This is a genomic window from Bacteroidales bacterium, assembly GCA_021157585.1.
Lineage (GTDB): Bacteria > Bacteroidota > Bacteroidia > Bacteroidales > UBA12170 > UBA12170.
Genome location: JAGGWH010000129.1, coordinates 17,523 through 30,657, shown reverse-complemented (window position 1 = coordinate 30,657; position 13,135 = coordinate 17,523). Strand labels below are relative to the sequence as shown.

Sequence of the window (13,135 nt, the reverse complement as noted above, 5' to 3'; positions counted from 1 at the left end):
AGGGCAAATCTTTAAAATGTGGTTTTAGTTCTTTTTCAAAGCTCTCGTAAATAGATTTTATTGGGATAATCTCATAAGGAGAGCCTAAATTCTTTGCTAAATCTTCTGCATCTTTAATAGAGTGATCTGAAGAATACTGCGACGGTAAAAGGAAAGGATGTACATTTTCAGCACCTAAAGCCTCGGCTGCTAAAGCCATAACCACAGCCGAATCTATTCCACCTGATAATCCTAAAGTTGCTTTTTTAAAACCAAGTTTCTGAAAGTAATTTTTAATACCCATTACCAAAGCATCATGAATTAAAGCGATTTTCTCCGGTTTTTCTTCTACTTGAATCTCTTTTGGGAAATTATCCAAATCAAAAACCTGCAAATCTTCTTCGAAATAATTCAGCTCTCCAACCATTTCGCTTTGGGCATTAAAAGCCAAAGAGCCACCATCAAATAAGAGTTCTGTTTGAGCGCCCACATGGTTAGCATAAAAAAGCGGAAGTTTGTATTTGTCCACATTGGCTTTCATAATCGCCTTCCTACGTTCTGCTTGCTCGGTATGAAAAGGAGAGGCTGCAATATTAATCATAACATCAGGGTTTTCCTTTATCAGCTCATCCATCGGCTTAATGCTATACAAATCATCAACACCAATATTCCAAATATCTTCACATACGGTTATTGCCAATCGCTTACCTTTATAATCAACGCAATGGAAATCTTTATTTGGTTCAAAATAGCGGTACTCATCAAAAATATCGTAAGTAGGAAGCAAGCTTTTATGCAGCACATCTTTAATTTTACCTTCATTTAAAAAGGCAGCCGAGTTATAAAGTGCCTTTCCTGTTTCGGTATTATTCTTCGTAGGTAATCCCACAACGGCAGCAATGTCAACGCAGGCTTTTGCAACCTCTTCGGTAGCCTTCCAACAACGCTCTATATAATCATCAAACTCTAAAAAATCGCGAGGCGGATAACCCGAAATGGCAAGCTCGGCAAAAACCACCAAATCAGCACCTTGTTTTTTTGCATCGGCAATAGCCGAAATCATTTTATTTTGGTTGCTTTCGAAATTTCCTATATGATAATTCAGTTGTGCAATAGCTATTTTCATTACATAAAATATTAGACCACAAAGATAGAAAAGTTGATGAGTTAATATGCTGATAAGTTGATGCTCTAATCGTTTACGGAACTTCAACCATTTGAACTTCTGAACTTTTTATCCTTAGAACTTTTTAATTTCTTACTTTTGCGCCATGGAAAGTCAACGTCAACAAAAAATCAGTCGTCTTCTGCAAAGAGATCTTGGAGATATCTTACAAAAAGATAAAAATAACTTAGGTTTAGGAGCTATGCTTACGGTAACTAAAGTAACTGTAACTTCCGATCTTTCACTTGCGAAAGTATATGTAAGTTTACTTGCAGCCAAAGATAATGCCGCAGTAATTACAAATCTAAATAAACATACTAAAGAAGTGCGCTATATTTTGGGTCAACGTGTCAGAAATCAATTACGTGTTATTCCTTCCCTTCAGTTTTTTGAGGATGACTCTTTGGATTATTTGGAAAATATTGAACGTATTCTAAAAGAAAACTAAGCCTCACTATGCAATACGATCCCATTAAACGCAGTCTGGGTAATTTTTTTAATACTAACCCTCAACTTCGTAAACTTTTTTATCGCTTACTCGACCTTCTGCTTTTACGCACTTGGCATGTAAAGCGAGCTTTTAATTCTTGGTCGAAGAATCAAGATTCCGCCACCATTTTAGATGCAGGTATGGGCTTTGGACAGTATTCTTTTTTTATGGCCAAACGCAATCCTAATTTTAGGATTAAAGGCGTAGATGTAAAATCAGAGCAAGTTGATGATTGCAATGGTTTTTTCGAGAAAATCGATCAAAAAAACGCTTCTTTTGCTATCGCCGATTTGACCAAATTTATGGAACTTGACACCTATGATTTTGTTTTATCCGTTGATGTGATGGAACATATTGAAGAGGATGTGCAAGTATTTAAGAACTTTTATAAAAGCATGAAACCGGGTGGAATGCTTTTAATCTCAACGCCTTCCGACCAAGGCGGCTCAGACGTTCATCATCACGAACATGATCACAATGACGAAAGTTCTTTTATAGACGAACACGTGCGTGATGGTTATGGTATTCCCGAAATTAAAGAAAAGCTTAAAGAAGCCGGATTTTCAAAATCAGAAGCTCATTATTCTTATGGATGGCCGGGGAAAATTTCTTGGAAAATCTCGATGAAATATCCCATACTTCTTCTTAATATCTCAAAAGTATTTTTTATCATTATCCCTTTTTACTATTTAATCACTTTCCCTTTTGCTTTGATTTTAAACTATTTAGATGTTAGCTTAAAACACAAAACAGGTACTGGACTTATTGTAAAAGCGTGGAAATAGTTAATATTAATTTGAAATACGACTCATTTTATATTTAATCTTATATAAGAATTGATACATAGCGGGGACAATTACTAAAGTTAAAAAAGTAGCGAAAGTAAGACCGAAAATTATAGTCCAAGATAATGGACCCCAAAAAGCAGCATTATCACCTCCGAAAAAAATCTGCGCATCAAATTCACTTAATGCCGTATAGAAATTAATATTTAAACCAACCGCCATCGGCAGCAATCCTAAAATAGTAGTAATAGCTGTTAAAAGCACAGGACGCAAACGAGTTTTCCCTGCTTGCTCAACACATTGTTCGGTATCGGCAATGGAGAGCAAAGCGCCTTCTTCTAAGCCTAATTTTTCACGTTTTCTTTTCTTTAGTAAATCGACATAATCGAGCAAAACTATAGCATTATTCACAACCACGCCGGCTAAAGAAACTATTCCAATTCCGGTCATAATTACTACAAAATTCATTTTAAAAGTAGCAATTCCGCCCATCACGCCAATGGTACTAAACAAAACGCTTGCGACTATTATGGCGGGCTTTACAACAGAATTAAACTGACTAACAAGAATTATCATAATCAAAGCCACAGCAGTAATTAAAGCCACAAAAAGAAACTCTAATGATTTTGCTTGCTCTTCTTGCTCTCCGGTAATTTCATATTTATATCCATCGGGCATATCAAAAGTAGCTAAAAGAGGCCTTATTTGATTATTAATTTCGGTAGAGTTATACCCTTCTAACACATTAGAATACAGAGTGATGACACGATTTATATTTTTACGTTTTACTGCTCCGTAAGTTGTGCTATATTCTATATTGGCTATTGCCGATATAGGAACTTGAACAATACGTCCGTTTGATTGATTACGGAAAGTAATTTTTTGATTCATTAAAGCAGAAATATTATTACGATACTTTTCCTTTAAATGAAGTTGAATAGGATATTCGTCCTCCCCTTCTTTAAAACTACTAATTTCTTTCCCGAAAAGAGCCGTTCTGATTGTCATTGCAATTTGTCCTGTTGATACACCAAAACGTCTTGTTTTATCCCTATCGATATGTACTAATAATTCAGGATTTCCAACATCCAAATCAATATGCAAGCCTTCAATACCTGAAATATTCTCGGCTTCTATTAAATGTTGAATAGAGTCAGTTAAAGAAAGCAGCGTTTCAAATTTCTTTCCGCTAATTTCTATACTGATAGGTTTTCCGGTAGGAGGACCCTCATTAGGTTTTTCAACAGATATTGAGGCTAATGGATATTTACCTATCAGTTTATCACTCATCTCTTTTAAAATATCGAAAGTGTTTACGCCTCCTCTATCTTCAAAGTCAATAAAATGAACGGTAATAAGTCCTTTATTAGGTGTATCGGAGATATTAAATCCTTCGTTTTGACCAACTGCTCCTTTTCCTACGGTAGTTAAAACCGATTTTACAATTTGCTTATTTGGTTCTAAAATTTCAATAACACGATTTTCGAGTTTTTTCATAAACTCATTAGTGGTGCTTAATTCTGTTCCTATAGGAAGTTCCGCAGAAATATTAATAAACTTTGGATATGTAGAAGGGAAAAATACCATTTTAGGTTCTCTTAATTGCAAAAAACCAATAGTTAAAAACATTAAAACTATAGTTCCTAAAATAAACCATCCGGAATTATGTTTCTTAATGGCAAAATGAATTATTTTTTCATAATAATTTTCCAACCAAACTAAAAGAACATCCTTAAACCAAATACCAACACGGTTTAGAAAAAGGATATTTAAAACTCCCATTAATGCAAAAAAAGCAGATAAACTACCAATAGTATTTGCTCCTAAAATATAAGCTATTATGGAAATGGCGACTAAAACAGCAACTACAATACCAGCTTGCTTAACATTTACTTTTTCTTTTTCCGCACCTAGTTTCATAAACTTTGCCGTTAAAACCGGAATAATAATTAATGCAACAAAAAGAGATGATGTAAGCACTATGATAAGGGTTATTGGAAGGAATTTCATAAATTCTCCCATTAAACTATCCCAGAATAAAAGAGGGAAAAATGCTGCCAAAGTAGTTGCGGTAGAAGCAATAATAGGGATTGCTATTTCGCCAACAGCTAATCGGGTTGCTTCACCTTTTTCATAACCTTCAGCCATAAACCGGTAAATATTCTCAACTACCACTATTGCATTATCCACCAACATTCCTAAAGCCAATATTAATCCGAAAAGAATAATCATATTGATTCGGTAATCGAGGAAATTAAAAACTACAAAAGACAAAAACATCGTCATAGGAATAGCAAAACCCACAAATAGGGAATTCCGCGTACCAAGAAAAAAGAAGAGAACCAAAACAACAAGAATTATTCCCATAATTAAGCTGTTTTCCAAATTAGAAAGTTGCGAACGTACTACTTCCGATTGATCGTTTGTATAAGTTATACTTAAATCGGCCGGTAAAGCACCGCTTTCTCTGGCGATATCAAATTTTTCGAATAAATGGTCGATTGCTGAAAGCAGGTTTTCGCCGCTTTTTTTTACCACTTGTAAAGAAACAACCGACTGTTTATTTAATCGAGCGTAGCTCTCTAAATCTTTATAGCCATAAATAACATCGGCAATATCTTTTAAGTAAACAATATTATTTTTTTCTCTTTTAACAATTACATTTTCAATCTGTTGCATATTGGTAAACTCGCCAATAACACGAACAGAACGTACATTTCCACCAACTTTTAATTCGCCACCTGAGATACTTATATTTTCATTGGCAATAGCAGATTCTATATCATTAAAGCTAATTTTTTTTGCTTCCATTTGATGTAGATCTACATTGATTTTTATTTCCCTTTCGGTAATTCCTTTTATTTCTACTTTGGATATTTCATCTATATCTTCTAATTCATCCTCAATATATTCGGCAAAATGTTTGAGCTCATTTACAGAATAATCACCATACATATTGACATTTATCACGGGAAACTCTGAAAAATCAATATCGTTTACAATAGGATCGCTGGGCAAATCATCAGGCAAATCATCCTTGGCTTTATCAACAGCATCCTTAACTTCGCGTAAGGCCGTACTAATTTCTATACCGGGGTTAAACTCAACAAAAATTGCCGATATATCCTGAGAAGATGTTGAAGTAATTTTTTTTAATCCTTTAACTCTATCAATTTCTTTTTCCAAAGGACGAGTAACTAAATTTTCCATATCTAATGGCGGATTACCCGGGTAGGGTGTCATAACCATTATCGTAGGATAATAAACTTCGGGGAAAAGTTCTTTTGGCAAAGTGGTATAAGAATAAATACCAAAAAACAATAATATACCGGTAAGTAAATAAATTGTATTTTTATTTTTAAGTGCTAAACTACTTAGCTTAAACTCTCTAAAAACGGTGTCTTTTTCTTTCATTTTAACAGGCTTTCGTATTTATAAAATCACCAATTTACTTCCATCAACAATTTTATTATAACCTTCAGTAATAATTTGTTGACCAAAACCTAAGCCGCTTATAATATTGGTTTTGTTTTCCATAGTATATCCTGTTTCAACATATGTCTTTTTTGCAAAAAAAGCACCTTCCTTTTGTTGAACTATATAAAGATATGATCCTTTAAAATCATTTTTAATTATTGATGTTGGAACAACTATAGCATCTTTTTGATAAAAGTCGATAAAACGAGTTAAAGCAAGCATATTAGGTTTTAAAAATCCATTAGTATTTTTGAGTTTTACTTCGGTAAGAAAAGATCTGTTTTCGGGGTTAATAACTTGACCTATACGATAAATTTTACTTTTTTTATTTAATTTCGGAAAGCTTGGAAAATATATCTCAACAGGATCACCAACTTTTAACGAAGCTAAATGAGCTTCGGCAACATCGGCATGTAAATAAAACTCATCTAAGTTTACAATATGCATCATTGCCATTCCCGGCGTTGCCATTTCGCCAACTTTAAGTGTAATTTTATCTACAATACCATTTATTGGCGATGTAATAACTGCCATTTCTAATTGTGTTTGCAAAGTGCTTAACTTTGCCTCAAGCGATTCTTTACCGTTTTTGGCAGTAAGAAAATCCATTTCCGAACCAATCTTTTGTTTCCACAGTTTTTGTTGTTTATTATATACTTTATTTGCTAAATCGAGAGCAACTCTCAGCTCTTTTATACTACTTTCAAGAACACGTGTATTTAATTTTGCCAGTAGTTGACCGCTTTTAACTTTATCACCTTCTTTTACCAAAATCTCCACTACTTGCCCTCCCATTTCAGGACTAACCAAAGCCGATTGTACTGCTTCTAAACTGGCATTTACTTCAAAGCTATGACTAAAAGCCTGGGGAGTTAGTGATAGTACGTTAACAGCTGTACCTTTTTCTGTAGTTTCAGGAATCAAGGATTTTAATTCTGTTTCTAAAGTTTTTATTTCCACTTTTAAAGTAGCTAACTCTTCTTTTTTCTTTTGAAGATTATCTTTTTTTTCTTCAATTTCGTTGGTAGAACAGGAAATAAAAAGTATTCCAAAACTTAAAAGCAAACTGAATAATCTGATTATTTTCATTTTTATGGTATTTAGCAAAAACATTTGATTCATTATAAATGGATATGTGTTTAATTATTTTTCCGAATTTAATAAGCGATAATATTCCTTAAGTCCCTTTTGATTTAAAATAGCATGCATATGATAACTGAATAATTCGCGCTGAACTTCTTCCGGACTTTCATTTTGTGAATTATAAAAACCTTTTTCGGCTAAATTTTCGACATTAACTATATGCATATTAACAATAATTTCTTCATTCAGATCAGAACGGTAATACCCTTCCTTTTTCCCTTTTTTTAAGTTCTGAAACATCGATTTTGCCATAGACTCATGATTTATTTTCATCATTTTTTTATATATCACTGCATAATATTTAGACAAATCGTAATGAAAAGAAGGATTGAATTCAGCTACCATTTTATTTATCATTTTACTAACCTGAACAACCTCTTCTAAAGCTGGCAGTTTATCTAAATTAAGGCTCTTCATCCACTCTAACCGCTCTTTACACTGAAAATCAATAACCTTTTCAACTAATTCGTTTTTATCGGATACAAAATTGTAAAGAGTTTTTTTTGATATTCCGAGTTCTCTCGAAACATCGTCCATAGTTACACTCTTGATTCCATATTTGGAATAAAGGCTTAAAACTGTTTTCAGAAATTCTGTAGTTTTTGATTCCATAATCTTAATTTATTATATTGAACGACTATATAGGCGATTGAGTAATACCCTGTCGTTTAACACATTAAAGACAGAAGCCGTATAACTACCACTAGCATTTAGAAAATTGTTATGAGCTTGAATCAAGTCAAAGCTTGAAGTCAGCCCCTCTTTAAATTTTGTTTGTGTTTTTTGGTATATATGTTCGCTTAATTCTATATTCTTTAGGCTGTTTTGATACTCTTTTAAATGTAGTTTAAAATTATTCTCAGCAGTTTGAACAGCTAAATTTAATGTGGCATTTAGTTGTTTTGAGGATTCGTTTAGTTTTAACTTACTTAATTTAGCTTGCTGCACTTTTGAAGATCGACTTCCTGAACTCCAAATAGGAATATTAAAATTAAAACCCCAAACAGTTGTTGGAAACCAAGTCTCTTTCGAATTGAGAAAATTAAATTTATCGCGCATAGCATTAGTCTGAGCACTAAAAAAAGCACTGAGCTGTGGTAAATAAGTAGATTGAGAACGTTTTATTTGCAAATCGGCTAATGCTACTTGTGTTTGCATTATTTGAAAATCGATATTTTGTTCTAATACAAAAGTTTTAGTATCGGATAAAAGCGAAGATTCTAGCAAATTACTAAGCTTATCTGTCAAAATCAAATCTGTTTCTAAGCTCATCCCTAAATTCATTTTTAAATAATTTAAAGCCGTTATCGATTCACTCTCAAGATGACTTACGTTAATATTTAGATTATTAATAACAATTTCTAATTGAGATATATCGGTGTCTTCAATAAAACCATTTTCATGCATTTGTTTGGTTTCTGCTAATAATTTCTCATTGGCAACCAGGCTTTTTTCCAGTATCTTTTTCTGTTCGCGAAGCGATAAAACTAAAAAATAACTTTTGCTAATTAACTCTCTGAGCTCTTGCTCTGTTTTTATAACCGCTTGGGTAGATTGTTTAAGGAAAGTTTTAGATGCTTTTAGAGCAATTAAATATTCACCGCTAAACACAAGTTGGTTGATACTTAAGTCGGCTTTGGCATTGTATTTTGTCCCAAATTTTACGGGGAAAGTTTCTACTACATCGGGCAAGGGGGTTAGAGGTACTAAGCCAAAAGCATTTTGATTTACTCCATAAACAGCGGGAGAAATAAAGTCGGGCATAAGGGTTGTGGGTATATCAATATAGTTTGTGTTTGAGATGCTTGCATTAGCTTGTGGTAAGCCTATAGCTGTGGTTTCTTTTACTACTTTTTTAGCTATTTCTACATCTGTTTTTGCGTTTTTTAAATTATAATTATTTTCTAAACCATAGGCTATGGCTTCATCAACACTAAAAGCCTTACTGAGGTTTGTACTTTCTTGCGCTCCTAACCGAAAAGTAATTAATAAGAGCAGTGCAATAAATAGTTTTTGCATAATACTGTTTTCTGTCAATTTTGGGGCAAAGATAATATATTATTCCCCTACAGAAACTATAAATAGGTAAAAAGTTTCCTTAGTTTAGCAGAAAATTATGTGAAGTATATAAATCACAGAGTTATAGAAGAATATTAAGAAAGAATACCAGTAAGACTAAATTGTCTTTAAAGCAAAACTTAAGCGGTTCAATGTATCTTCACGACCAATAAAGCTAATAATACGGAATAAATCGGGGCCTTTACTGTCGCCAACAATGGCAAGACGCAAAGCATTCATTACTGCACCAAAGCCCAAGCCATTTTGCTCAATATAATTTGCTGCAATATTATGTAAAGTTTCGGCTTCCCAATTTTCTGATTGCGAAAACAAATCGACTAAATCACCAATAATTTGTGGAGTATTTGCCTTCCAACGTTTTTTGGCCACTTTGGGATTAAATTCTTTTGGAGCTCGGAAAAAGAAATACGTTTGATCCCATAAATCCGACACAAAAACAGCTCTTTCTTTTACTAAACCAATAATACCTTCAAGCCTATTATCATCTATTTCAATTTGTTTTTCACGAAGTTCGGTTTGAAATAATTCGACTAATTCAAGATTTGGCTTAGCACGTAAGTATTGTTGATTAAACCATTTGGTTTTTTCAGGATCGAATTTAGAACCTGATTTTCCAACACGTTCCAAAGAGAAAGAGTTAATCAAGTCTTCCATTGAAAAAATTTCTTGCTCAGTTCCCGGATTCCAACCTAAAAGCGCAAGCATATTTACAAATGCTTCAGGGAAATAACCTTCTTCTCGATAGCCTGAAAAGATATCGCCATTTTTAGGATCTTTCCATTGAATAGGAAAGACAGGAAAGCCCATTTTATCGCCATCACGCTTACTTAATTTCCCTTTTCCCACGGGTTTTAAAATAATAGGTAAATGGGCAAATTCAGGAGCTTTCCAAGCAAGAGCTTCGTAAAGCAGAATATGTAAAGGAGCCGAAGGTAACCATTCCTCACCGCGAATAACATGTGATATTTCCATTAAATGATCATCAACAATATTAGCTAAGTGGTAGGTTGGCATTCCGTCTGATTTATACAACACCTTATCATCCAGCATAGCTGTTTTAACGCTAACTTCTCCACGGATTAAATCGGAAAAAACTACTTCTCTATTTTCGGGCATTTTAAAACGAATAACAAAAGCATCACCGGCTTCTATCTTTTTTTCTACTTCGTCAGTAGTGAGATTTAAAGAGTTATTTAAATTAGCTCGACTTGCAATATTATAAGTAAAAACTTCGCCTTTACTTTCCGCTTTTTCACGCAAACTATTAAGTTCTTCTGAACTATCAAAAGCATAATAAGCCCAACCACTACTTACTAATTCTTGCGCATATTTGCTATAAAGTTCTTTACGTTCAGACTGTTTATAAGGGCCATATTTACCTTTTCCGTCTACACCTTCGTCAAATTCAATACCACACCAAGCTAAAGACTCTTTAATATAATCTTCTGCTCCGGCTACAAATCTGGTCTGATCGGTATCCTCTATACGCAGAATAAATTCCCCTTTTAATTTTTTAGCGAATAAATAGTTATACAATGCCGTACGAACACCACCCATATGTAATGGACCTGTTGGACTTGGAGCAAAACGCAATCGAATTTGATTTGACATATTTCTTTTTTTAAATCGCTTGCAAAGGTAAACAAGATGACCGTAGGTTAAAAAGAATAACTGTTGAAATTTATAATTAAAGAGAACCTAAAATTTACGGCTAACTTATATTATCCTTTTGGAGAACATAAATTAGTGAATTTCGGATTCCACCTTTCTGACAAAGTAAAACACAAAAAAACTCCTTACCCGAAAGATAAGGAGTCATAATTATTTCAATTATAAGCTTATTAAAACTCTAAAATAGATTTTTTAATACGCTCGATAGCATCGGCTAATTGCTCTTCGGTAATAACCAAAGGTGGTGCAAAGCGAATTATATGTCCGTGTGTAGGTTTAGCAAGCACACCGTTTTCGGCCATTTTTACACATACATCCCAAGCTTCTTTACCATTTTTAGGCTTGATGATAATGGCATTAAGCAGACCTTTTCCTCTAACTAATTCTATCATATCGGAATCGATAGCACTCATTGCATCTCTAAATACTTTCCCTAATTTTTCTGCACGCTCGGCCAATTTCTCTTCCTTAACAACTTCCAAAGCAGCTATAGCTACCTTAGCAGCCAAAGGATTTCCGCCAAAAGTAGAACCGTGTTCTCCGGGCTTAATAACAAGCATAATATCGTCATTAGCAAGAACAGCCGAAACGGGAAGAACGCCACCAGAAAGTGCTTTACCCAAAATCAAAATATCAGGTTTTACATTTTCGTGATCACAAGCCAAAAGTTTTCCTGTACGAGCAATACCAGTTTGAACTTCATCGGCAATAAAAAGCACATTCTTGGCTTTACAGGCATCAAAAGCTTTTTTTAGATATCCTTCTTCAGGAACATAAACACCGGCTTCGCCCTGAATAGGTTCAACAAGAAATGCTGCAACATTTGGATCTTCAAGTTCTTTATTCAAAGCATCTATGTCGTTATAAGGAACGGTAACAAAGCCGGGAGTATAAGGGCCAAAGCCTTTGTATGCATCCGGATCAGTAGACATAGAAATAATGGTAATTGTTCTTCCGTGAAAGTTATTGGCACAAACAATAATTTTAGCCTGATTTTCAGGAATCCCTTTCTTTTCATAACCCCATTTTCGTGCTAACTTCAAAGCTGTTTCATCAGCTTCGGCACCGGTATTCATTGGTAAAACTTTATCATAACCAAAATACTCTGTAATATATTTTTCATATTCCCCTAATACATCATTAAAAAATGCACGAGAAGTCAATGTAAGTATATCGGCTTGATCTTTCAGAGCACCAATAATCTTTGGGTGGCAATGCCCCTGATTTACAGCTGAATACGCAGATAAAAAATCATAATATTTCTTTCCTTCGGCATCCCACACCAAAGCTCCTTCGCCCTTTGCAAGAACAACGGGTAATGGATGATAATTATGCGCACCATAGTTGTCTTCCAACTCCATGGCTATTTTTGAAGATATTTTACTGGCCATATTTTTTACGTTTAGATTTTATTTTTATTTGGCAAAGATAATATTTCTTAGAAAATTGAAGTGACATTAAATAAATGATGTAAGGCTTTTATGGAGTTTTATTTGTTATTTTTGGCACATTAATTGGCATACTACTAATATGAAATCAATAACGTCTTACATTTTCAATCTTTTTTTCTATCTGCTGATTTTAATTACCAGTCAATCTACTGCTCAACAATTACCATATAAATCAGGCGAAGAGCTTAATTTTATTGTTTATTATGATGCTCCCATAATAGGTAAATTATATGCAGGCAAAGCTGTTCTTAAAATTAATACGTCAGATGAAAAAATAAATGGGCAAGCTGTTTCTTATGCCGTTGGACGAGGATATTCTATTGGTTCTTTTGATTTTTTCTTTAAAGTCAGGGATCGTTTCGAGAGTGTGTTTGATGCAGATAGCATTAGGTCTTATAGATTTTCGCGAAGAACTAATGAAGGCGGTTATATTGTAGACGATGATGTGCTGTTTGATTACAAAAATAACAAAGCCATAAGTAGAAAAACAGAAATAGAAATAGGCGATAATGTTCAAGATTTAGTTTCGGCATTTTATTTTGCGCGTAAGCTTGATATGTCGAATGTTCCTATCGGAGGTAGTTTCCCAATTGATTTTTATCTTGATGATTCACTCTATACTTCGGTAATTATTTATGAAGGTAAAGAAATAGTCGAAACTCGTCTTGGAAAGTTCAGGACTATGAAATTTAAGCCTATGGTAGTTGAAGGCGAAGTTTTCGATAATCCTTACCCTATGTTTTTATGGGTAACCGACGATAAAAACCGTATTCCCATACTGATTAAATCAGAAGTTATTGTTGGAAGTGTAAAAGGTGAACTTTTTAAATTCAAAAATCTAAAATATCCTTTAGATGCTAAGATTACGAAGAAAAAAAGGCATTAGCCATTAGCT

General features: G+C 33.8%; 10 protein-coding genes. 3 read left to right on the top strand and 7 right to left on the bottom strand.

The window, feature by feature from the left end:
* Positions 1–1,105 (bottom strand): NAD(+) synthase (nadE, locus tag J7K39_09090; protein MCD6180043.1); only part of this gene is annotated, 1,105 nt, incomplete at its 3' end.
* A gap of 145 nt (positions 1,106–1,250) precedes the next feature.
* Between nadE and rbfA the strand changes: the two genes are divergently transcribed.
* Positions 1,251–1,592, top strand: coding sequence for a 30S ribosome-binding factor RbfA (gene rbfA / locus J7K39_09085; GenBank protein MCD6180042.1), 342 nt, complete (start codon positions 1,251–1,253; stop codon positions 1,590–1,592).
* Positions 1,593–1,600: 8 nt separating this feature from the next.
* A complete protein-coding gene (locus J7K39_09080; GenBank protein MCD6180041.1) occupies positions 1,601–2,419 on the top strand; it encodes a class I SAM-dependent methyltransferase in 819 nt (272 codons plus the stop codon).
* A 6-nt stretch (positions 2,420–2,425) separates the two neighbouring features.
* Here the strand turns inward: J7K39_09080 and J7K39_09075 are convergent, their stop codons facing one another.
* The 6 genes from J7K39_09075 to rocD all read right to left on the bottom strand — a co-directional run bounded on the left by J7K39_09075 (position 2,426) and on the right by rocD (position 12,180).
* Positions 2,426–5,833, bottom strand: a complete 3,408-nt coding sequence (locus J7K39_09075) for an efflux RND transporter permease subunit (protein ID MCD6180040.1) — start codon at positions 5,831–5,833, stop codon at positions 2,426–2,428.
* A gap of 18 nt (positions 5,834–5,851) precedes the next feature.
* Positions 5,852–6,985, bottom strand: a complete 1,134-nt coding sequence (locus J7K39_09070; GenBank protein MCD6180039.1) for an efflux RND transporter periplasmic adaptor subunit — start codon at positions 6,983–6,985, stop codon at positions 5,852–5,854.
* 54 nt (positions 6,986–7,039) lie between these two features.
* Complete coding sequence (locus tag J7K39_09065; protein MCD6180038.1) at positions 7,040–7,651, bottom strand: TetR/AcrR family transcriptional regulator; 612 nt, start codon at positions 7,649–7,651, stop codon at positions 7,040–7,042.
* Positions 7,652–7,663: 12 nt separating this feature from the next.
* The gene (locus J7K39_09060; protein ID MCD6180037.1) at positions 7,664–9,058 is read right to left on the bottom strand and encodes a TolC family protein; all 1,395 of its coding nucleotides are present in this window, start codon (positions 9,056–9,058) and stop codon (positions 7,664–7,666) included.
* Between the two features lie 156 nt (positions 9,059–9,214).
* Positions 9,215–10,729: a glutamate--tRNA ligase gene (locus J7K39_09055; protein ID MCD6180036.1), complete on the bottom strand. Its 1,515-nt coding sequence runs from the start codon at positions 10,727–10,729 to the stop codon at positions 9,215–9,217.
* A 230-nt stretch (positions 10,730–10,959) separates the two neighbouring features.
* Positions 10,960–12,180: an ornithine--oxo-acid transaminase gene (gene rocD, locus J7K39_09050; protein MCD6180035.1), complete on the bottom strand. Its 1,221-nt coding sequence runs from the start codon at positions 12,178–12,180 to the stop codon at positions 10,960–10,962.
* Between the two features lie 139 nt (positions 12,181–12,319).
* On the opposite strand from rocD, the gene J7K39_09045 reads away from it, so the two are divergent.
* Positions 12,320–13,126, top strand: coding sequence for a DUF3108 domain-containing protein (locus tag J7K39_09045; GenBank protein MCD6180034.1), 807 nt, complete (start codon positions 12,320–12,322; stop codon positions 13,124–13,126).
* Positions 13,127–13,135 lie beyond the last annotated feature (9 nt).

Excerpts from the sequence above, each read along its gene's own strand:
- J7K39_09075 (MCD6180040.1), bottom strand. The coding sequence starts at position 5,833 with ATGAAAGAAAAAGACACCGTTTTTAGAGAGTTTAAGCTAAGTAGTTTA.
- J7K39_09060 (MCD6180037.1), bottom strand. The coding sequence starts at position 9,058 with ATGCAAAAACTATTTATTGCACTGCTCTTATTAATTACTTTTCGGTTA.
- J7K39_09065 (MCD6180038.1), bottom strand. The coding sequence starts at position 7,651 with ATGGAATCAAAAACTACAGAATTTCTGAAAACAGTTTTAAGCCTTTAT.
- J7K39_09070 (MCD6180039.1), bottom strand. The coding sequence starts at position 6,985 with ATGAAAATAATCAGATTATTCAGTTTGCTTTTAAGTTTTGGAATACTT.
- J7K39_09055 (MCD6180036.1), bottom strand. The coding sequence starts at position 10,729 with ATGTCAAATCAAATTCGATTGCGTTTTGCTCCAAGTCCAACAGGTCCA.
- J7K39_09080 (MCD6180041.1), top strand. The coding sequence starts at position 1,601 with ATGCAATACGATCCCATTAAACGCAGTCTGGGTAATTTTTTTAATACT.
- rocD (MCD6180035.1), bottom strand. The coding sequence starts at position 12,180 with ATGGCCAGTAAAATATCTTCAAAAATAGCCATGGAGTTGGAAGACAAC.
- rbfA (MCD6180042.1), top strand. The coding sequence starts at position 1,251 with ATGGAAAGTCAACGTCAACAAAAAATCAGTCGTCTTCTGCAAAGAGAT.
- J7K39_09045 (MCD6180034.1), top strand. The coding sequence starts at position 12,320 with ATGAAATCAATAACGTCTTACATTTTCAATCTTTTTTTCTATCTGCTG.